This is a genomic window from Zoogloea sp. JDB1, from assembly GCF_056724025.1.
The window spans coordinates 4,184,016-4,203,523 of the sequence record NZ_CM161496.1 but is presented as its reverse complement, the minus strand read 5'-3'; the positions used below and the strand labels follow the sequence as shown (position 1 = coordinate 4,203,523).

Below are 19,508 nucleotides of genomic sequence, written 5' to 3'. Positions count from 1 at the left end.
GGCATTTTACCCGATCGCCCTGCTTCTTGGGCCGGCGGGCAGGGTAGCCCCGGCGCCCTTCACTGCGGTGAGGCGGACTCGCCGCTTGCCGGCATGCTTTGCCTGGTACATGGCCGCGTCGGCGGCCCGCAGCAGGCTGTCCTGGTCGGTGCCGTCGTCCGGTGCGATGGATAGTCCGATGCTGCAGCCCATCGCGATGCGATGGCCAGTAATCAGGAAGGGGTCGTTGAACACGCTCAGCAGGCGTTCTCCAAGCTGCGCGAGGCTTTCCCGGCCGCCCACATCTGGGAACAGCACGACGAACTCGTCGCCGCCCGTGCGTGCAAGCATGTCGCTGATCCGCAGCGCGGAACTCAGGCGCTGGGCGATCTGGACCAGCAGGCTGTCCCCGATGGCGTGGCCGTAGGTGTCGTTCACTGGCTTGAAGCCGTCCAGGTCGAGCACCGCGACGCCTAGCAGCATGTCGCTCTGGATGTCCGCGAGTTCGTCCTTGAAGCGCTTTTCAAGATAGGCTCGGTTGGGAAGGCCGGTCAGCGGGTCGTGGTGTGCCAGGCGCAGGAGGCATTCCGTCGTCAGGTGGCGGGCGGTGACGTCCAGCAGCGTGACGATGTTGAGCGGCCCTTTGTGGCTGTCGATCTGCCCCGGAATGCGCTCGACGGCGATCGGCAGGCCGTCCGGCCGATCGCCGGTCCACACGCCGTCGTTGAGGGTGAGGATTTCCTCCAGGCGCTTGCCGCGCAGCATCTTGCGCGGGCGGCCGAGCATGCGGCACGCGGCACGGTTGGCGTCGGCAATGCGGCCGCCGCTGCTCAGGATACAGACCCCCGCGCCGATCTGGTTCATCATCGAGCGCAGCATCTGCCCCGAGCGGGCGAAGCGCAGGATCTGGTGCAACATCAGCGAACCGGCGGTGATGAAGGTCAGGATGCCCGCGGCGACCGCGATCAGGCCCATTACCGCGGCTGTCTGAGAGGCTTCGTTGCGCTCCAGACTCAGGATGTTCGAGAGTTCATGGAAGGGGGCGGCCATGGCCGCGAGTTCACCGCGTGCCGCGACGTTGTCGGGCGCTTGTCTGTTGAGCCGGGTGAACTCGTCCCAATGGGTCTGGATCCTTGAGGCGGCCAACCGGGCGTTGGGGCTGTCCAGGGGAGGAAGTTGCGCCAGTGTGTTCTCCAGGCTGACAACGTTGCCGCCGCTCTCCAGCGCGCGCAGCATGGAGTCGAGCCAGAGCTGCCGGGATTTCGAAGCTGCGTCACTTGAAGGCGATGAAACCATCTGCCAGGCGACGGCGCTGCCCTGATGAACGAGGGCTAACTGCTCGGTTAGCCGATGCTGGTTGCGGGTGTATTGATAAGCGAGCCCGAGTAGCGTGCTTTCGAACAGCACGAATCCAGCCGCGATGACCCAGAACAGGCGTGGAGACAGGGGCTGATGGGAGGCGCGGTGAGAAGGCATGGTCACTGCCCGTAGGCTTCAAAACGTGAATTTTTACACGCAAACGTCCTATCTGCGATGAATTTTCACATTTGTAATTTGCAACTAATTTTATCGACTCCGGTCTCCGTGCCGACGGGGCCCTGGGGGGGCTGGCGGTGCGGGTAGGGGAATCCTGTGCGAAGGATGGTCGGAGCCTCGAGAGGGCTCGGGTATAATCTGTGACCTTTTCGTGTCCGGCGCGGCATTTTTGTCCGCAGTCGGGCCGGTTTCAACTTCGCGCCCATCCTTGCCATGTCCGAAATTCTCAAGCTGCGCGGTGCGCCCGCCGTCTCCCGCTCCCGTCTTGCCCGCCTGACCGAATCGGTCAAGAGCGCGCTGCCCCGCCTGAAGGGGCTGGCCGTCGAACACTGGTACTTCGTGGAAGTCAGTGCACCGCTTGCCGCTGACGAGCTGGCACGGCTGGTCGATCTGCTTGGCGCCCATCCGGAGGGGGAAACCCCAGCTGGCAGCCCGGTGCTGGTAACTCCGCGTCTCGGTACGATTTCGCCTTGGTCCTCGAAGGCGACCGATATCGCTTGCCAGTGTGGTTTCGACAAGATCGTCCGTATCGAGCGGGGCGCCGCCTACAGTTTTGATCTGCGTGGAGGACTGTCGTCTGCCGATCGTGACGCGGTGCTGCCGGCCATCCACGACCGCATGACGGAGTCCGTGCTCGACAACGTGGATGCGGCCCATGCGCTGTTCCACCATTACAAGCCGCAGCCGCTGACGACCGTGGCGATCATCGAGAACGGCCGCGATGCGCTGGTCGTCGCCAACAGCGAGCTGGGCCTGGCCCTGTCGGAAGACGAGATCGACTACCTGGTCGAGAATTTCACGCGGATGGGCCGCAACCCGACCGACGTCGAACTGATGATGTTCGCCCAGGCGAACTCGGAGCACTGCCGCCACAAGATCTTCAACGCCGACTGGGTCATCGATGGCCGTCCGATGGACAAGACGCTGTTCGGCATGATCCGCGAGACCCACAAGGCGCATCCGGAAGGTACCGTCGTCGCCTATTCCGACAACGCGTCGGTGATCGAGGGCGCCACCATTGCCAAACTCTACCCGGACGAGACTGGTGCCTGGAAGTACAACGACGAGCTGACCCATATCCTGGCCAAGGTCGAGACCCATAACCACCCGACGGCGATCTCTCCGTTCCCTGGCGCCTCCACCGGCTCCGGCGGAGAGATCCGCGACGAGGGCGCGACCGGCCGTGGCTCCAAGCCCAAGGCGGGCCTGACCGGCTTTTCGGTGTCGAATCTGGAGATCCCCGGCTTCGAGCAGCCCTGGGAGCAGGCCTACGGCAAGCCTGAGCGCATCGCCTCGGCGCTGGACATCATGATCGAAGGCCCCCTGGGCGGCGCCGCGTTCAACAACGAATTCGGCCGTCCCAACCTGACCGGCTATTTCCGCACCTTCCAGCAGAGCGTGCAGGACGAGGTGCGTGGCTACCACAAGCCGATCATGATCGCCGGCGGCCTGGGCTGTATCCAGGACCAGCAGTCTTTCAAGATCAAGTTCGGTCCCGGCACGCTGCTGATCCAGCTTGGGGGCCCGGGCATGCTCATCGGTCTCGGCGGCGGCGCCGCCTCGTCGATGGCGACCGGCACCAACACGGCCGACCTGGATTTCGCGTCCGTGCAGCGCGGCAATCCGGAAATCCAACGCCGTTGCCAGGAAGTCATCGACGCCTGCTGGCAGAAGGGCGCGGCCAACCCGATCCTGTCAATCCACGACGTGGGTGCGGGCGGTCTCTCCAACGCCTTCCCCGAACTGGCGGATTCCGCCGAGCTGGGCGCACGCTTCGAGCTGCGCGAGGTGCACATCGAAGAGCCGGGCATGAGCCCGCGCGAAATCTGGTCCAACGAATCCCAGGAGCGCTACGTGCTGGCGATCGCCCCGGAAAGCCTTGATGTCTTCAAGGCGATCTGCGAACGCGAGCGCTGTCCGTTCGCAGTGGTGGGCGCCGCGTCCGACGACGGCCATCTGGTAGTCTCCGACCGTCACTTCGAGAATAAGCCGGTGGATATGGAGATGCAGGTTCTTCTCGGCAAGCCGCCGAAGATGACCCGCAACGTCTCCAGCCGCCAGGTCTTCGTGCCGCCCTTCGATGTGACGGACATCGATCTGGCTGATGCTTGCCGGCGTGTGCTGCGCATGCCGGCGGTGGCCGGTAAGAACTTTCTGATCACCATCGGCGACCGTTCCGTCGGTGGCATGACCGCCCGTGATCAGATGGTCGGCCCGTGGCAGATCCCCGTCGCCGACGTGGCGGTGACCACCATGAGCTACCACGGCTACCTCGGCGAAGCTTTCGCGATGGGCGAGCGTACGCCGGTGGCGACCCTTGATGCGCCGGCCTCCGGCCGCATGGCCATCGGTGAGGCGATCACCAACATCGCTGCGGCGGACATCCGTTCGCTGGGTGATGTGAAACTGTCCGCCAACTGGATGGCCGCGGCCGGCCACCGCGGTGAAGACGTCAAGCTGTACAAGACCGTCGAGGCCGTGTCCCAGTTCTGCCAACAGGCTGGTCTGGCGATTCCGGTGGGCAAGGACTCCCTGTCCATGCGTACTGCCTGGAACGAGGAGGGCGAGGACAAGCAGGTCGTGTCGCCGCTGTCGCTGATCGTCACCGGTTTCGCTCCGGTGCAGGACGTGCGCCGCACGCTGACCCCGCAACTGCAGTTCCCGGAAGGCGTGGAAACCGAACTGTTGCTGATCGATCTGGGCAACAATCAGAACCGTCTCGGCGGCTCCGTGCTGGCCCAGGCCTACAACTCAGTGGCCGAGCATGCGCCGGACGTGGATGCGGCGCAGTTGAAGACTTTCTTCGAGTTGATCCAGCAGTGGCGCAAGGATGACCTGATCCTGGCCTACCACGACCGCGCCGACGGCGGCCTGTTTGCCACCTTGTGCGAAATGGCCTTCGCGTCCAAGTGCGGCCTGTCGGTGATGCTCGACACGGTGGCCTACGACCAGTTCATGAACGACGTGGATGGCCTCGACAAGCGGCCGGATTCCTTGAAGGGCCGCTTCAACGACATGCTGTTCAAGGCCCTGTTCGCCGAGGAACTGGGGGCGGTCGTCCAGATCCGCCGCGACGACCGCAGCCGCCTGACCGAGGCCCTGCGTACGGCCAGCCTCAGCTATCACTTCGTCGGCGAGCCCAATGACCGCGACGAGCTGCGCTTCTGGCGCAACGCCAAGCTGGTCTTCAATGCGCCGCGTGCCGAACTGCTGCAGACCTGGTCCGAGACCAGCTACCAGATCGCCCGTCTGCGTGACGATGCAGAATGCGCGAAGGAAGAATTCGATGCCCTCGCGGATGCCTCCAACCCCGGCCTGTCCGTCTTCCTGAGCTACGATCCGGCGGAGGACATCGCTGCGCCGTTCATCGCCACTGGCGCCCGGCCGAAGATCGCGATCCTGCGCGAGCAGGGCGTGAACTCCCAGGCCGAGATGGCGGCGGCTTTCGAGCGTGCCGGTTTTGCGCCCTTCGATGTGCACATGTCCGACCTGCAGGCTGGCCGTGTACATCTGTCCGACTTCAAGGGGTTGGCGGCCTGTGGCGGCTTCTCCTACGGCGACGTGCTGGGCGCGGGGCAGGGCTGGGCCAAGTCCATCCTGTTCAACCCGGTGCTGCGCGAGCAGTTCGAAACTTTCTTCACGCGTGACGACACGTTTGCGCTGGGGGTCTGCAACGGCTGCCAGATGATGTCCAACTTGGCCGAGATCGTCCCGGGTGCCGAGACCTGGCCGCGCTTCCAACGCAACCGCAGCGAGCAGTTCGAAGCTCGCTTCGTGATGGTGGAAGTGCAGGACAGTCCGTCCATCCTGCTGGCCGGCATGGCTGGCAGCCGCATGCCCATCGTCGTGTCCCACGGCGAAGGTCGGGCGGTGTTCGCCGGCATCGACGCCCAGGACAATGCCAAGGTTGCGCTGCGCTACGTGGACAACAATGGCGCTATCGCCGAGCGTTATCCGTTCAATCCGAATGGTTCACCGGCCGGCATTACCGGCTTGACCACGCCGGATGGCCGCTTCACGATCATGATGCCGCACCCGGAGCGCACTGCCCGGACCGTGCAGATGAGCTGGCATCCGGCCGGCCTCGGCGAGGATTCTCCGTGGCTGCGGATGTTCCGCAACGCCCGCAAGTGGGTGGGGTAAGCGACTGATTGGTGGGAGCGAATACGATTAGCTCTCGTAGCAAAAACAAGAACGGCCGGTGCGAAACACCGGCCGTTCTTGTTTTTGCGAAGGAGTCGCCGGAGGCTTACATCCCCTGATAGATGGGCCCTTCGCCGCCCTGCGGGACGACCCAGTTGATGTTCTGGGTGGGATCCTTGATGTCGCAGGTCTTGCAGTGGACGCAGTTCTGGGCGTTGATCTGCAGGTGGGGGTTGTCGCCCTCCTCGCTGCGCACGATCTCATATACGCCGGCCGGGCAGTAACGCTGCTCGGGGGCGTCGTACTTGGCTAGGTTGATGGCGATCGGCACAGAGGCGTCCTTGAGCTGCAGGTGGCAGGGCTCGTCTTCCTCGTGGTTGGTGTTGGACAGGAACACCGACGAGAGGCGGTCGAAGCTCAGCTTGCCGTCCGGCTTGGGATAGGCGATCGGCTGGCACTCGGCTGCCGGGCGCAGCGTCGTGTGGTCCGCGTGGTTGTGCAGCGTCCAGGGCACATTGCCGCCGAAGAGCTTCTGCTCTGCGCCGAACAGGAAGGAGCCGAGCCACAGGCCCTTCTTCATGTAGGGCTTGAAGTTGCGGGTCTTGTGCAGCTCGGCGTGCAGCCAGCTGGCCTTGAAGCTCTTCGGGAAGGCGCTCAGTTCGTCCTGGGCGCGGCCGGCGGCGAGGGCCTCGAAGGCCGCTTCGGCGGCCAGCATGCCGGACTTCATCGCCGCATGGCTGCCCTTGATGCGTGCCGCGTTGAGGAAGCCTGCATCGTCACCGATCAGCGCTCCGCCCGGGAAGACCAGCTTGGGCTGGCTCTGCAGGCCGCCGGCAGCAATCGCCCGCGCACCGTAGGCAAGGCGCTTGCCGCCTTCGAGGAATTGGCGGATTTCCGGATGCGTCTTGTAGCGCTGGAATTCCTCGAAGGGCGATAGATACGGATTGGTGTAGTTGAGGCCGACCACGTAGCCGACCGACACCAGGTTGTCCTCAAGGTGATAGCAGAAGCCGCCGCCGTAGGTGGCCGTGTCCATCGGCCAGCCGGCCGTATGCACGACGAGGCCCGGCAGATGCTGGCCGGCGGGGATCTCCCAAAGCTCCTTGAGACCGATGCCGTAGGTCTGCGGATCGATGCCGTCGCGTAGCCCGTACTTCGCTTCGAGCTGCTTGCCCAAGTGGCCGCGGCAGCCTTCGGCGAAGAAGGTGTACTTGGCGCGCAGCTCCATGCCGGGCTGGAAGTTGGGCCCCTGGCTGCCGTCCTTGAGCATGCCCATGTCGCCGGTGATCACGCCGGCCACCGCGCCCTTGTCGTCGAACAGCAGCTCGGCGCCGGCAAAGCCCGGATAGACCTCGACCCCCAGCGCTTCGGCCTGCTCGCCGAGCCACTTGGCCAGGTTGCCCAGGCGCACGATGTAGTTGCCTTCGTTGTGGAAGGCATCCGGCAGCAGGCCGTTGGGGAGCTGGCGCCCGCCAGTCTCCGACAGGAAGATCACCCGGTCTTCCGAGACCTGCGTGTTGAGCGGTGCGCCCATCGCCTTCCAGTCGGGGAAGAGTTCATTCAAGGCGCGCGGATCGATGACGGCGCCGGAGAGAATGTGCGCGCCGATCTCGGCCGCCTTCTCGATCAGGCACACCGAAAAGTCCTGGCCCCGTTCAGCGGCCAGTTGTTTGAGCCTGATCGCCGCCGACAAGCCCGCCGGGCCACCGCCTACGATCAGCACGTCGAATTCCATGGAATCACGTTCCATTGCTGCCTCCTCCTGAGAGCTGTTCGATTTGTTGTGGTGTGTAACCGCAAACCGCGAAGCGTAACTCGCCCGCCAGACGCCGGGCAATCCCGGAATGAGCAAATACAGGGCTTTCGCAGCATACGGTGCCGTATGTTACATTGACCCGGCTGATTTCGGTGAGCCGCTTGGTTTGGCTGCCCGGATCACTAGAGCCCATAATCAATCAACCGGAGACAGAAGAGCCATGAGTACCGACATCCCCGCAGAAGCCCCTTCGCGCAAGCTGTTGCTGACGACCCGAATCCCGGTGCGCTGGGGTGATATGGATTACTACGGTCACGTGAACAACACCGTCTATTTCCGCTACTTCGAGCAGGCCCGGGTCGAATGGCTGGAGGGGGAAGGCTACGCGGTGAGCCCGGAGGCCGAAGCCGGCGCGGTCATCATCAATGCCAGTTGTACCTTCCTGGTGCCGGTGAATTATCCGGCAACCGTCGTCGTGCGCCTCTACGCTGGCGAGCCAGGTCGGAGTAGCGTGATGACCTGGTACGAATTATATGTCGAGGGCGAGGACAGGTTGTATGCGGAGGGCGCCGCCAAGGTGGTGTGGATGGATCCGCGTACTGGCAAGTCGGTGCCGATTCCGGATGCGCTGCGCGCCAAGGTAAGCTGATCCGGGCATGTTCCGTGACGGGCTGGACGCAGATCTGGCCTGCATAAGAAAAACGAGGAGAGACATCATGAGCTATACGTCGGCTGATCGCCCGCTGTGGGCGCCGGATGCCGCGCGGGTCGCCGCTGCCAACATTACCGTCTTTGCAAAATCCGCCGAGCAGCGCTGGGGACGAAAACTCCCCGATTACGCCGCTTTGCACGCCTGGTCGATCGACGAGCCCGAAGAATTCTGGACTTCCGTCTGGGAGCTTGGCGAGTTGCGCGGTGAGAAGAGCACGGTGGTGCTGGAAGAGGGGGGGCGGATGCCCGGTGCGCGCTGGTTTCCTGAGGCGCGCCTCAACTTCGCCGAGAACCTGCTGCGCAGTCGTGATGAGAGCGATGCGCTGGTGTTCTGGGGCGAAGACAAGGTCAAGAACCGCCTGACCCATGCCGACCTGTATCGCCAGGTGGCCCGTTTTGCCGCGGCGCTGCGGGAAATGGGGGTAGTTGAAGGGGATCGTGTCGCGGCATGGATGCCGAATCTGCCGGAAACCCTGGTGGCCATGCTGGCTGCGGCGAGCATCGGCGCGATCTTCTCGTCGGCATCGCCGGATTTTGGCGTGCAGGGGGTGTTGGACCGCTTTGGCCAGATCGAGCCCAAGGTGTTGATTGCCGTTGATGGCTACTACTACAACGGGAAAGTGGTGGATTGCCTGGATCGCCTGGCGGCGATCACCGAAGGCCTACCGTCGGTGAGGCGGGTGGTGGTGGTGCCTTACGTGCACGCCAGACACGACATCTCTCATGTTCATCACGCCCGGCTGTTGCCGGATTTCGTGAAGCCATTTCAGGCGGTGACCGAGATCGCGTTTGCACGCCTGCCCTTTGCGCACCCGTTGTTCGTCATGTATTCCTCGGGTACGACCGGTGTTCCCAAGTGCATCGTCCATTGCGCGGGCGGGGTCTTGCTGCAGCACATCAAGGAGCATCGCCTGCACGGTGACGTGAAGCCCGGCGATAGGCTGTTTTACTTCACCACCTGTGGCTGGATGATGTGGAACTGGCTGGTGTCGGGGCTGGCGTCTGGCGCAACCCTACTGCTGTACGACGGTTCGCCGATGATCGGCAATGGCGCAATTCTCTTCGACTATGCCCAGGCCGAAGGGATGACCCATTTCGGCACCTCGGCGAAGTTCATCGACGGGATTGCCAAGGCCGGCCTCAAGCCGCGGGAAACCCACGACCTGGGCCGCCTGCGGGCAATGTTCTCGACGGGGAGTCCTCTGGTGCCGGAGGGCTTCGAGTACGTGTACCGGGATATCAAGGCAGATCTGTGTCTGTCCTCCATCTCGGGCGGAACGGACATCGTTTCCTGTTTCGTTCTCGGGAATCCGGCGTTGCCGGTGTGGCCCGGTGAGATCCAGTGCAAGGGGCTCGGCATGGCGGTGGATGTATTCGACGACGGCGGCCATCCGGTGCGTGGCGAGAAGGGCGAACTGGTGTGCGTCCGACCTTTCCCGGTGATGCCCGTGGGCTTCTGGAACGACCAGGATGGCGCCAAGTACAAGGCGGCGTACTTCGAGCGTTTCGACAATGTGTGGTGCCACGGGGACTATTCCGAGATCACCGCCCATGACGGCTTGGTCATCTACGGGCGTTCCGATGCCACCCTCAATCCGGGTGGGGTGCGTATCGGTACGGCGGAGATCTATCGCCAGGTCGAGAAGCTCGACGAAGTGGTCGAGGCGTTGGTGATCGGCCAGGACTGGCCGCTGGAGAATCCGACCGACGTGCGGGTGGTGCTCTTCGTCAAGCTGCGGGAAGGGCTGGAGCTGGATGATGGGCTGATCGACCGCATCCGCCGCACGATCCGTGACAACACGACGCCGCGCCACGTGCCGGCCAGGATTGTGCGGGTCGAGGACATTCCGCGCACCAAGAGCGGCAAGATCGTCGAACTGGCCGTGCGGGCGGTTGTGCATGACCGCCCGGTGAAGAATGTCGAAGCCCTGGCCAATCCGGCTGCGCTTGAGCAGTTCCGGAATCGTCCGGAACTGCAGTCCTGAGGAGGACGCGATGCTGATGACCGCGGACAAATCGGTACTGTTGGTTGTAGATGTGCAGGAGCGGCTGCTCCCGGCGATTCACGACGGCGAAGCCATCCTCGCCAATTGCATCTGGCTGGCCGGTGTGGCGCGTCGCCTGCGGGTGCCGGTGGTGGTTTCGGAGCAATATCCGGCGGGCCTGGGGTTTACGGCAGTGCCCTTGAAGGCCGTGCTCGACGGGGCGCATTTCGTCGACAAAACCCATTTCTCGTGTGTTTCGGACGGCTGTCTCGCCGGGACGGAGGTTGAGGCGCGACGGCAGGTGATCGTCGTCGGCACCGAGGCCCATGTCTGTGTCCAGCAGACGGTGCTCGAACTGCGCTGGCAGGGCAAGGAGGTCTTCGTCGTGGCCGACGCAGTGGGGTCCCGCAAGCCGCCAGACAAGGAACTGGCGCTGGCGCGCATGCGTGCCCACGGGGTGGAGATCGTGAGCCGGGAAATGGTGGCTTTCGAATGGCTGAAGCGAAGCGCGACGGCCCAGTTCCGGGAGATCAATCAGGATTTCATCCGGGATAATTGAGGAGCGATTGGGGCGAAATCAAGGCGGAAACAGGGGGCGCCGGACGTCTTTATGCCCCCTGTTTCCGGGCGCGGGGCGGTGGTACCGATTGAAGAGAAGGGGCCTGATCGGCTATCATTCCCCTTTCCAGTAGTCCCCCCGTGTCATGACCAAATACGTCTTTGTTACCGGTGGTGTCGTGTCCTCTCTGGGCAAAGGCATCGCCGCCGCCTCTCTTGGGGCGATTCTCGAGTCCCGGGGCATCAAGGTTACACACCTCAAGCTCGACCCCTACATCAACGTTGACCCGGGCACGATGAGCCCCTTCCAGCACGGTGAAGTCTTCGTGACCGAAGACGGCGCCGAAACCGATCTGGATCTGGGCCACTACGAGCGCTTCACCAGCGCCAAGATGAGCAAGCGCAACAACTTCACCACCGGCCAGATCTACGAGGCGGTAATCAAGAAGGAACGGCGCGGCGAATATCTCGGCAAGACCGTACAGGTCATCCCCCATATCACCGACGAGATCAAGACCTACGTCAAGCGTGGCGCCGAGGGTGCCGACGTGGCGATCGTCGAAGTGGGCGGTACCGTCGGCGACATTGAATCCCTGCCGTTCCTCGAAGCCATCCGTCAGATGGGCATCGAGGAGGGCCGCCAGGGCACCTGTTTCATCCATCTCACGCTGCTCCCCTATATCCCGACGGCCGGCGAGCTGAAGACCAAGCCGACCCAGCACTCCGTCAAGGAACTGCGTGAGATCGGCATTCAGCCCGACATCCTGCTGTGCCGTGCCGACCGTCCGGTGCCGGCCGACGAGCGCCGCAAGATCGCGCTGTTCTGCAACGTGATGCCGGAAGCGGTCATCGAGTGCCTCGACGCTGATTCGATCTACAGCATTCCGGGCATGCTGCACGACCAGATGCTCGACGAGATCGTCTGCCACAAGCTGGGCATCCTGGCCCGTGCGGCCGACCTGTCGGTGTGGGAGCGCCTGATCCACGCGCTGAAGAACCCGCAGCACAGCATCGATGTCGCCTTCGTGGGCAAGTACGTGGACCTGACCGAGTCCTACAAGTCGTTGATCGAGGCGCTCAACCATGCGGGGATGCATACCCTCAGCAAGGTGAACATCCATTACATCGACTCCGAGGACATCGAAAAGGACGGCTGTGGCGTGCTCAAGAGCATGGACGCCATCCTCGTGCCGGGCGGCTTCGGCCGGCGTGGCACCGAAGGCAAGATCGCCGCGATCCGCTACGCCCGCGAGAACAAGGTTCCCTACCTGGGCATCTGTCTCGGCATGCAGCTGGCGGTCGTCGAGTTTGCCCGTGACGTGGCCGGCATGAACGGCGCCCACAGTACGGAGTTCGACAAGCACACCGATTACCCGGTCATCGGCCTGATCACCGAATGGCTGGACGCATCCGGCAAGGTGGAGAAGCGTGGCGAGGATTCCGATCTCGGCGGCACCATGCGCCTGGGCGGTCAGGTCTGCAATCTTGTCGAAGGCTCCCTGGCTCGCGAGATCTACGGCAATGCCGATGTCACCGAGCGTCACCGTCATCGCTACGAGGTCAACAACACACTGCTCGCCAAGCTTGAAGAGCAGGGCCTGCGCGTTGCCGGCCGTGCGCCGGGCACCGATTTGTGCGAGATGATCGAATTGCCTTCAGATGTGCATCCGTGGTTCGTCGGTTGTCAGTTCCATCCGGAGTTCACCTCCAACCCGCGTAACGGCCACCCGCTGTTCACCGCCTTCGTGAAGGCTGCGCTGGCTCATCAGAGCGCTGCCTGAAAGGACGCCACATGAAACTCTGCGGCTTCGATGTTGGTCTCGACAAACCCTTCTTCCTGATCGCCGGCCCCTGTGTCATCGAGTCCCGCGAGATGGCACTGGAAACGGCGGCCCAGTTGAAGGAGGTTTGTGCCGAACTGGCAATTCCATTCATCTACAAGTCCAGCTACGACAAGGCCAACCGCAGCTCCGGCAAGTCATACCGGGGGCTGGGGATGGAAAAGGGCTTGGCGATCCTGGCCGAAGTTCGCGAGAAGGTCGGCGTGCCTGTGCTCACCGATGTGCATGCCGAACATGAAGTTGCCGACGTGGCCGCCGCCGTCGATGTGTTGCAGACGCCGGCCTTCCTGTGCCGCCAGACAGATTTTATCCACGCCGTGGCGGCGTCCGGCAAGCCGGTGAACATCAAGAAGGGCCAGTTCCTGGCGCCTGGCGACATGAAGAACGTCGTCGATAAGGCACGTGAGGCCAATGGTGGGGCGGACACCATCATGGTCTGTGAGCGTGGTGCGTCCTTCGGCTACAACAATCTGGTGTCCGACATGCGCTCGCTGGCGATCATGCGCGAGACGGGCTGTCCGGTGGTGTTCGATGCGACCCATTCGGTGCAACTGCCCGGCGGGCAGGGCACCGTCTCCGGCGGGCAGCGCGAATTCGTGCCGGTGCTGGCGCGGGCTGCGGTGGCGGTTGGTATCTCTGGCCTTTTCATGGAAACCCATCCTGACCCCGCCAAGGCGTTTTCCGATGGCCCGAATGCCTGGCCGCTGCCCAAGATGAAGGCGCTGCTGGCGACCCTGAAGGGCATCGACGCGCTCGTCAAGGGGCAGGGCTTCGAGGAGCTGCGCGCCTGATAGCGCAATTATTGCTTTGTCATTTCCGGTTTTCCGGCTCGGGACGGTATCATTGCCACCGGTTTCAATTCAGTAATTCAAAGTAAATAAGAGAGGAAGTTAATGAGCGCCATTGTTGATGTCATTGCCCGTGAAGTTCTCGACTCCCGCGGCAATCCCACCGTAGAAGCCGATGTGCTGCTGGAGTCCGGCGTGCTGGGGCGTGCGGCTGTTCCGTCTGGCGCCTCTACCGGTTCCCGCGAAGCGATCGAGCTGCGCGATGGAGATGCCGATCGCTATCTGGGCAAGGGCGTGCTGCAGGCGGTCGAAAACGTCAACACGGAAATCTCCGAAGCGCTCATCGGCCTTGATGCTGAAGAGCAGGCCTTCATCGACAAGACCCTGATCGACCTCGACGGCACCGACAACAAGTCCCGTCTGGGCGCCAATGCACTGCTGGCTGTCTCCATGGCCGTGGCCAAGGCCGCTGCAGAAGAGGCTGGCCTGCCCCTGTACCGCTACTTCGGCGGCTCCGGTGGCATGTCTCTGCCGGTGCCGATGATGAACGTCATCAACGGCGGCGCTCACGCCAACAACTCCCTGGACATCCAGGAATGCATGATCATGCCGGTTGGTGCCAAGAGCTTCCGCGAAGCCCTGCGTGCCGGCGCGGAGATCTTCCATCACCTGAAGAAGATCACCGACAAGAAGGGCTACCCGACCACCGTTGGTGATGAAGGCGGTTTTGCCCCCAATGTCTCCGGTACCGAAGAAGCCCTCAACCTGATCCTCGAAGCCACGTCCAACGCCGGCTACGAGCCGGGCCGCGACATCGTCCTGGCCCTCGACTGTGCCGCGTCCGAGTTCTACAAGAACGGCAAGTACGAGCTCGTGGGTGAAGGTCTGTCCCTCAGCGCCGAAGGCTTCACCGATTACCTCGCCACACTGGCTGATAAGTTCCCGATCATCTCCATTGAAGACGGCATGGCCGAAGGTGACTGGGCCGGCTGGAAGACCCTCACCGATCGTCTGGGCAAGCGCGTTCAGATCGTCGGCGACGACCTTTTCGTCACCAACACCCGCATCCTGAAGGAAGGCATCGACAAGGGCATCGCCAACTCGATCCTCATCAAGATCAACCAGATCGGCACGCTGACCGAGACCTTCGCTGCGGTCGAGATGGCCAAGCGTGCTGGCTACACCGCGGTGATCTCCCACCGTTCCGGCGAGACCGAGGACTCCACGATCGCCGATATCGCCGTTGGCCTCAACGCGATGCAGATCAAGACCGGCTCCCTGTCCCGTTCCGACCGTATCTCCAAATACAACCAGCTGCTGCGCATCGAGGAAGATCTCGGTGAGACCGCCTTCTACCCGGGTCTCTCCGCGTTCTACAACCTGCGTTCCCGTTAATCATCCTTCTCTTGCCCGGCTGTGCAACGCAGCCGGGCTTGTCTCCCATGCGCTGGCCAGCCATTGTTCTCGTTCTTCTGGTAGTTGTCCTGCAGTATCCCTTGTGGATTGGCAAGGGCGGCTGGCTGCGTGTCTGGGAGGTCGAGCAACAGCTTGCCGCCCAGCGGGAGGGCAATCGCAAGCTGGAGCAGCGCAATACCGGCCTCGAGGCTGAAGTGCGCGATCTGAAATCCGGTTATGAGGCGGTGGAAGAGCGTGCCCGCTTTGAATTGGGTTTGACCAAGTCGGACGAGATCTTCGTTCAGACGCCTCCCTCGAAGTAATTTCTGGAAGGCCAGCCCTCTGGTGAGTTGCTTGCGCCGTCTCGGCGGGTAATGGCGGCTGTGCTATTCCAACTCCCCGTCTTTGTGCCGCCAGGTGAGTGTCTCGTCGTTTGCCGGATTGGCGTGACGCGCACGGCGCGAGTCACGCCGCAGGCTTCAGTTACGTTGGTAGAGCTTGAATATCTCCGTCTTGCGCCCACCTCCTAGGCGGCGTTGCCAGATGGGATTCCACTCATCTTTGGCGATGTTCGGCGAGCTGTTTGCCGTAGCGTAGGTGAGCAGGAGATCGCACTGTTCCTGGCTTCGGTAAGAGACCGTCCGGATACCCGAGAAGTAGTCCAGGGCTGCCCGTTGAGTGTCCCCGATGCCGGCGCGCTTGATGCAGTTGTAGCTGCGTCCATCAAGCGCCTTGGCGAGTTCGTTCGCCACGGGCTGATAGTTCTTGGTGTAAGCGAACCACGGTTGCCAGAGGGTCACAGCCAGGCACCAGAGCAGTGTCAGCCCTAGCGCCCAATTGGTCGCACCGCGCATCGGGCCGCGACGGGTCACAATCGGCAAGGCAAGCAGGGCTGCGCTCAGAATGAAGCCAACTGCAGCGCCGCCGATGATGGACTCCTCGGGGAAGTCGGGCGCAATCCGCGCCACCTGACGCGCCAGCCCCGGAGGCCAGCCAAAGTGCAGGGCGCTCCATCCCAGCCATACCAGCAGGCCGAAGAAGCTGAAGGTCATGACGCCAAACCAGTCGAACGCATTGGCGGCTCCGCGTCGGAGGCTCTCTACGCCAAATGCGGCCAGCAAGCAGAGTGGCGGCAAAATGGGCAGCATGTTGGCCGGGCGAATGCTGCCGGTCAGTGCCGTGAACAGGATTGCCAGGATGCTTGCCAGTATCGGCAGCGTCAATTGAGGGCGGCCCAGTCGCAACTGTTGGCGGTTGCGCCACACAGCCCATCCGGCGATTGGCCACAGGGGCCAGGAGAACCAACCGAGTAGCTGGATCAGTTTGTTGAAAGCGGTCAGGTTGGCCAGATGGGGGCGGATACTGGCATATTCGTCACGCCACCAGAGGGGGATTTCAGCCGGGTAGTTGATTGCCACGGCGCCCAGCCAGATGCCTGCGAGTGTTGCCGTGATCCCGAGGCTCAGCAGCGTGCCTAGAATGCCATTGCGGCATCGATGGGAAGGGCATAGTGCGGGGCTGAGGAGGATCAGCGGTGTCGTGAGTACCAGGCCGGAGAGGCCGCCTGCCAGGAAGGCGATGCCACTGCCGGCGCCCGTCTGGAGTGCGGCACGCCAGGGGCGCTCGGTCTGTTCAGCCAGGCCCGCGTAGCACAGGGTCATGCCGGCGAGCTGGGCCAGGATGGGCTGGGTCTCGTGGGCATGCACGACGAGTCCGAGGGCTCCGAGTCCAAGCAGGATGGCGGGGGCGAAACTGTTGGTGCCGTACATGCGGCGGGCGGCGAGGCCTGTCCAGTACAAGGTGGTTGCCGTGAATACGCTGCTGGCGAGCCGTGCAGCGTCATGGACTGGAAGTATGCCGCCAAACAGTTTGGCGAGCCCTGCGCCAAGCCAGTAGTACAGCGGTGGATTTTCCCGGTAGATCTCGCCGGCGATCTCCGGCAGGAGCCAGTTGCCGCGGCTAAGGATGGCGTGGATGGGGCCGAGGTGCGTGAGGTCGTCACCTCGCCAGGGCAGGTGTCCCGTCGTGCCAACCAGCAGGTAAATGGCAAGGAGAGCAAGCAACGACCATCCTTGCAGTGGGGTTGGCAGGGAAAAGCGTGAGCTGGCGTCGGACATGGGGGCGGGCAGATCGGTTTTGTTGCAGGCAATAAAAAAAGGCAGCCGCAGCTGCCTTTTTTCGGGAGTTACCTATGAAACGCGGTAATTAGCCCAGGCGCTGAACGGAACCGTACTTCTGACGGAAGCGCTCGACACGGCCAGCGGTGTCAACGATCTTCTGCTTGCCAGTGTAGAACGGATGGCAGGCGGAGCAGACTTCCACGTGGTATTGGGGCTTGCCCATGGTGGAACGGGTCATGAAGACGTGGCCGCAGGAGCAGGTCACTTGCACTTCGGTGTAGTTAGGATGGGTATCGGCTTTCATCGCGGGTCCTTTGTGTAGTACGTGGGTGGTGAATTTGGCCACCCGGAAGCCGACCATTCTGAACTATTTCAGTGTCTTGTGCAAGATTGCCGAGGGCTTACAGAAAGCGGGCGACGAAAGCGCCGACACTGTCCGGTGGGAGCGGTAGCCAAGCCCGGTGGTCGCTGCCCGGCACGCGCTGGATCTCGGTGCCATTGGCAGTCAGGAGGCGGGTGACGCCGACTTCCCGATTGCCATTCGGGTGGATCAGCTCCAGGCGGTCGCCGACTGCGAAGGCGTTCTTGGATGCGACCTCGGCGAGACCTCGCTCGCTGTCGTAGCCGATGACGTCGCCGACGTAAATGCTGCGGTTCGACTCCGAGTGGCCGCGCAGGTAGTTCTGGGTTTCGTGGGGCGTGTGGCGTTGGTAGAAGCCGTCAGTGTAGCCGCGGTTGGCGAGTCCCTCGAGCTGGCCGAGCAAGGCCGGGTCGAGGCTGCGGCCGGCGACGGCGTCGTCGATAGCCTGGCGATAGGCCTGGCAGGTGCGTGCAACGTAGTAGGGGCTTTTCGTGCGGCCCTCGATCTTGAAGGAGTCGATGCCGATCTCGGTGAGACGCTGGACGTGTTCGATGGCGCGCAAGTCCTTGGAGTTCAGGATGTAGGTGCCGTGTTCGTCTTCTTCGATGGGCATGTACTCCCCGGGACGCTTATGGGGCTCCTCCAGCAGATGGACATCGCCGGCGCCGCAGCTCTTGGCTTCGTGGGTCTTGAAGTCCCAGCGGCAGGAGTTGGTGCAGGTGCCCTGGTTGGGGTCCCGATGGTTGAAGTAGCCCGACAGCAGGCAGCGTCCGGAGTAGGCGATGCACAGTGCACCGTGAATGAAGACCTCCAGTTCGGTGTCGGGACAGTCCTGGCGGATGCTGGCGATCTCGTCCAGGGATAGTTCGCGGGACAGGATCACCCGGGAGATGCCAGCCATCTTCCAGAAGCGCACGGCGGCGGCATTGACGGTGTTGGCCTGAACCGACAGGTGGATCGGCATGTCTGGGAAGTTTTCACGGACCATCAGGATCAGGCCGGGATCTGACATGATCAGGGCGTCGGGCTTGAGGGCGATGACCGGTGCGATGTCCTTGATGAAGGTCTTGATCTTGGCGCCGTGGGGGTAGATGTTGGCAACCACGTAGAAGCGCTTGCCGAGCGTGCGGGCGCGCTGGATGCCGTCGGCGAGGACCGGCAGGTCGCCGAAGTCGTTGTTGCGCACGCGCAGGGAGTAGCGCGGTTGACCGGCGTAAATGGCGTCGGCGCCAAATGCGAAGGCGGTGTCGAGCATGGCCAGCGAGCCGGCCGGCGCGAGGAGTTCCGGGTGTTTCTGAGGCATGAAAGGTATTCGGGTTGGGGCGATGAGTCAGCGATGGTTTTTCAGCATCTCTTTCCACTGGGCGAGCGCAGGGCTCTGGGATTCGAGTTGGTGCTGAAGAACCTGTTCTGCCATTTCGAGCATGGCTTTTTGTTCCTTGCTCAGGAAGCAAGGGTATTGGGGGGCGAGGTGTATCACGAGGTCGCCGGCATGCCTGCGGCCCCGGCCGGGAAAGCCGGCCTGGGGAACGCGGATCGGCTGTTTGCCAGCCATCTCCGGCAGCAGGACTTCCCGTAGGCCGTCGAGGTCAGGCGCTTCGATGGTGCCACCAGCGAGGAGCCGGAAGATGCTGACCGGCACCGTGACGTGGATGTCGTGCCGGTCGAGGCGGAACAGGGCGTGGGGATGTGCCCGAATTGTCAGGTAGAGGTCGCCCGGCGTGCCGCCTTCGGGAGCCGCTCCGCCTTGTCCGGCAATGCGTAGTTCGTCGCCTGGAAGCATTGCCGGGGGCAGGCTGACCGCGAGCTGGCGTTCGGCTGGGTGCCAGCCCCGTCCATCACAACTCGGGCAGCGGTGATCGGTGGTAAAGCCCTTGCCGTGGCAGTAGGGGCAGGGCTTGAGCCCCGTCTTGCCGCGCACCCGGCCGCTGCCGTGACAATGGGAGCACATGGTGGTGCGGCCGTAGTTGCGTTGGCCGCTGCCGTCACAGTCGTCGCAGTCGACACGGCCGTCGAGGGTGATCGAGATCGTTCCCCCGCGGGCCGCTTCGAGCAGGTCAACGGCGACTTCCATTCGGCGATCTTCGCCTTTGGCGGGCGCAGGATCAGCGGGCGTGTCGTCAGCGTGGTCGGCTCCGGCTTCGATCTCGGGCTCCGCTGGGCGCGTCAGGCGCTCGAATGCTTCCCGGACGCGCCGGAACTCCTCGTGGGCTTCAGGCGCTGGATTGCGGTCTGGATGCCAGCGCATGGCGAGGCGTTTGTAGGCGCGCTTGATCTCTGCAGCGGTCGCGTCAGGGGCAACGCCGAGGATTTGGTGAAAGTTTACGGCGGACAT

The 19,508-nt window shown here is 63.2% G+C and carries 14 protein-coding genes; 8 read left to right on the top strand and 6 right to left on the bottom strand.

The features are described from left to right. Window positions 1-6: 6 nt before the first annotated feature. Window positions 7-1,455: a diguanylate cyclase domain-containing protein gene (locus AC1PPK_RS18930; RefSeq protein WP_481114569.1), complete on the bottom strand. Its 1,449-nt coding sequence runs from the start codon at window positions 1,453-1,455 to the stop codon at window positions 7-9. 273 nt (window positions 1,456-1,728) lie between these two features. Between AC1PPK_RS18930 and purL the strand changes: the two genes are divergently transcribed. Beyond that, window positions 1,729-5,658 carry a phosphoribosylformylglycinamidine synthase gene (gene purL, locus AC1PPK_RS18925; RefSeq protein ID WP_481114568.1) on the top strand — a complete coding sequence of 1,310 codons (3,930 nt, stop codon included), beginning with the start codon at window positions 1,729-1,731 and terminating at the stop codon, window positions 5,656-5,658. 106 nt (window positions 5,659-5,764) lie between these two features. On the opposite strand, the gene AC1PPK_RS18920 is transcribed toward purL, so the two are convergent. Next, window positions 5,765-7,408 carry an electron transfer flavoprotein-ubiquinone oxidoreductase gene (locus tag AC1PPK_RS18920; RefSeq protein WP_481114567.1) on the bottom strand — a complete coding sequence of 548 codons (1,644 nt, stop codon included), beginning with the start codon at window positions 7,406-7,408 and terminating at the stop codon, window positions 5,765-5,767. 226 nt (window positions 7,409-7,634) lie between these two features. On the opposite strand from AC1PPK_RS18920, the gene AC1PPK_RS18915 reads away from it, so the two are divergent. From AC1PPK_RS18915 to ftsB, 7 genes are all read left to right on the top strand, one after another. Continuing rightward, window positions 7,635-8,063, top strand: coding sequence for an acyl-CoA thioesterase (locus tag AC1PPK_RS18915; protein WP_481114566.1), 429 nt, complete (start codon window positions 7,635-7,637; stop codon window positions 8,061-8,063). Window positions 8,064-8,130: 67 nt separating this feature from the next. Further along, window positions 8,131-10,110 carry an acetoacetate--CoA ligase gene (locus AC1PPK_RS18910; RefSeq protein ID WP_481114565.1) on the top strand — a complete coding sequence of 660 codons (1,980 nt, stop codon included), beginning with the start codon at window positions 8,131-8,133 and terminating at the stop codon, window positions 10,108-10,110. Window positions 10,111-10,120: 10 nt separating this feature from the next. Continuing rightward, the gene (locus tag AC1PPK_RS18905; RefSeq protein ID WP_481114564.1) at window positions 10,121-10,669 is read left to right on the top strand and encodes a hydrolase; all 549 of its coding nucleotides are present in this window, start codon (window positions 10,121-10,123) and stop codon (window positions 10,667-10,669) included. Window positions 10,670-10,814: 145 nt separating this feature from the next. Next, window positions 10,815-12,449, top strand: a complete 1,635-nt coding sequence (locus tag AC1PPK_RS18900; protein ID WP_481114563.1) for a CTP synthase — start codon at window positions 10,815-10,817, stop codon at window positions 12,447-12,449. Between the two features lie 11 nt (window positions 12,450-12,460). Further along, window positions 12,461-13,300, top strand: coding sequence for a 3-deoxy-8-phosphooctulonate synthase (gene kdsA, locus AC1PPK_RS18895; RefSeq protein ID WP_481114562.1), 840 nt, complete (start codon window positions 12,461-12,463; stop codon window positions 13,298-13,300). 102 nt (window positions 13,301-13,402) lie between these two features. Beyond that, a complete protein-coding gene (eno, locus tag AC1PPK_RS18890; protein WP_481114561.1) occupies window positions 13,403-14,692 on the top strand; it encodes a phosphopyruvate hydratase in 1,290 nt (429 codons plus the stop codon). 47 nt (window positions 14,693-14,739) lie between these two features. Continuing rightward, window positions 14,740-15,015 (top strand): cell division protein FtsB, encoded by a 276-nt coding sequence (gene ftsB / locus AC1PPK_RS18885; protein WP_481114560.1) that lies wholly within the window; start codon window positions 14,740-14,742, stop codon window positions 15,013-15,015. Window positions 15,016-15,171: 156 nt separating this feature from the next. Here ftsB and AC1PPK_RS18880 read toward each other — a convergent pair whose 3' ends face one another. The 4 genes from AC1PPK_RS18880 to AC1PPK_RS18865 all read right to left on the bottom strand — a co-directional run bounded on the left by AC1PPK_RS18880 (window position 15,172) and on the right by AC1PPK_RS18865 (window position 19,508). Next, the gene (locus tag AC1PPK_RS18880) at window positions 15,172-16,809 is read right to left on the bottom strand and encodes an ArnT family glycosyltransferase (protein WP_481114559.1); all 1,638 of its coding nucleotides are present in this window, start codon (window positions 16,807-16,809) and stop codon (window positions 15,172-15,174) included. Window positions 16,810-16,897: 88 nt separating this feature from the next. Then, window positions 16,898-17,116: a 50S ribosomal protein L31 gene (rpmE, locus tag AC1PPK_RS18875; protein ID WP_481114558.1), complete on the bottom strand. Its 219-nt coding sequence runs from the start codon at window positions 17,114-17,116 to the stop codon at window positions 16,898-16,900. Between the two features lie 97 nt (window positions 17,117-17,213). Further along, the gene (locus AC1PPK_RS18870) at window positions 17,214-18,476 is read right to left on the bottom strand and encodes a peptidase U32 family protein (RefSeq protein ID WP_481114557.1); all 1,263 of its coding nucleotides are present in this window, start codon (window positions 18,474-18,476) and stop codon (window positions 17,214-17,216) included. Between the two features lie 27 nt (window positions 18,477-18,503). Continuing rightward, window positions 18,504-19,508, bottom strand: a complete 1,005-nt coding sequence (locus tag AC1PPK_RS18865) for a DnaJ C-terminal domain-containing protein (RefSeq protein ID WP_481114556.1) — start codon at window positions 19,506-19,508, stop codon at window positions 18,504-18,506.

Excerpts from the sequence above, each read along its gene's own strand:
- AC1PPK_RS18930 (WP_481114569.1), bottom strand. The coding sequence starts at position 1,455 with ATGCCTTCTCACCGCGCCTCCCATCAGCCCCTGTCTCCACGCCTGTTC.
- purL (WP_481114568.1), top strand. The coding sequence starts at position 1,729 with ATGTCCGAAATTCTCAAGCTGCGCGGTGCGCCCGCCGTCTCCCGCTCC.
- AC1PPK_RS18920 (WP_481114567.1), bottom strand. The coding sequence starts at position 7,408 with ATGGAACGTGATTCCATGGAATTCGACGTGCTGATCGTAGGCGGTGGC.
- AC1PPK_RS18915 (WP_481114566.1), top strand. The coding sequence starts at position 7,635 with ATGAGTACCGACATCCCCGCAGAAGCCCCTTCGCGCAAGCTGTTGCTG.
- AC1PPK_RS18910 (WP_481114565.1), top strand. The coding sequence starts at position 8,131 with ATGAGCTATACGTCGGCTGATCGCCCGCTGTGGGCGCCGGATGCCGCG.
- AC1PPK_RS18905 (WP_481114564.1), top strand. The coding sequence starts at position 10,121 with ATGCTGATGACCGCGGACAAATCGGTACTGTTGGTTGTAGATGTGCAG.
- AC1PPK_RS18900 (WP_481114563.1), top strand. The coding sequence starts at position 10,815 with ATGACCAAATACGTCTTTGTTACCGGTGGTGTCGTGTCCTCTCTGGGC.
- kdsA (WP_481114562.1), top strand. The coding sequence starts at position 12,461 with ATGAAACTCTGCGGCTTCGATGTTGGTCTCGACAAACCCTTCTTCCTG.
- eno (WP_481114561.1), top strand. The coding sequence starts at position 13,403 with ATGAGCGCCATTGTTGATGTCATTGCCCGTGAAGTTCTCGACTCCCGC.
- ftsB (WP_481114560.1), top strand. The coding sequence starts at position 14,740 with ATGCGCTGGCCAGCCATTGTTCTCGTTCTTCTGGTAGTTGTCCTGCAG.
- AC1PPK_RS18880 (WP_481114559.1), bottom strand. The coding sequence starts at position 16,809 with ATGTCCGACGCCAGCTCACGCTTTTCCCTGCCAACCCCACTGCAAGGA.
- rpmE (WP_481114558.1), bottom strand. The coding sequence starts at position 17,116 with ATGAAAGCCGATACCCATCCTAACTACACCGAAGTGCAAGTGACCTGC.
- AC1PPK_RS18870 (WP_481114557.1), bottom strand. The coding sequence starts at position 18,476 with ATGCCTCAGAAACACCCGGAACTCCTCGCGCCGGCCGGCTCGCTGGCC.
- AC1PPK_RS18865 (WP_481114556.1), bottom strand. The coding sequence starts at position 19,508 with ATGTCCGCCGTAAACTTTCACCAAATCCTCGGCGTTGCCCCTGACGCG.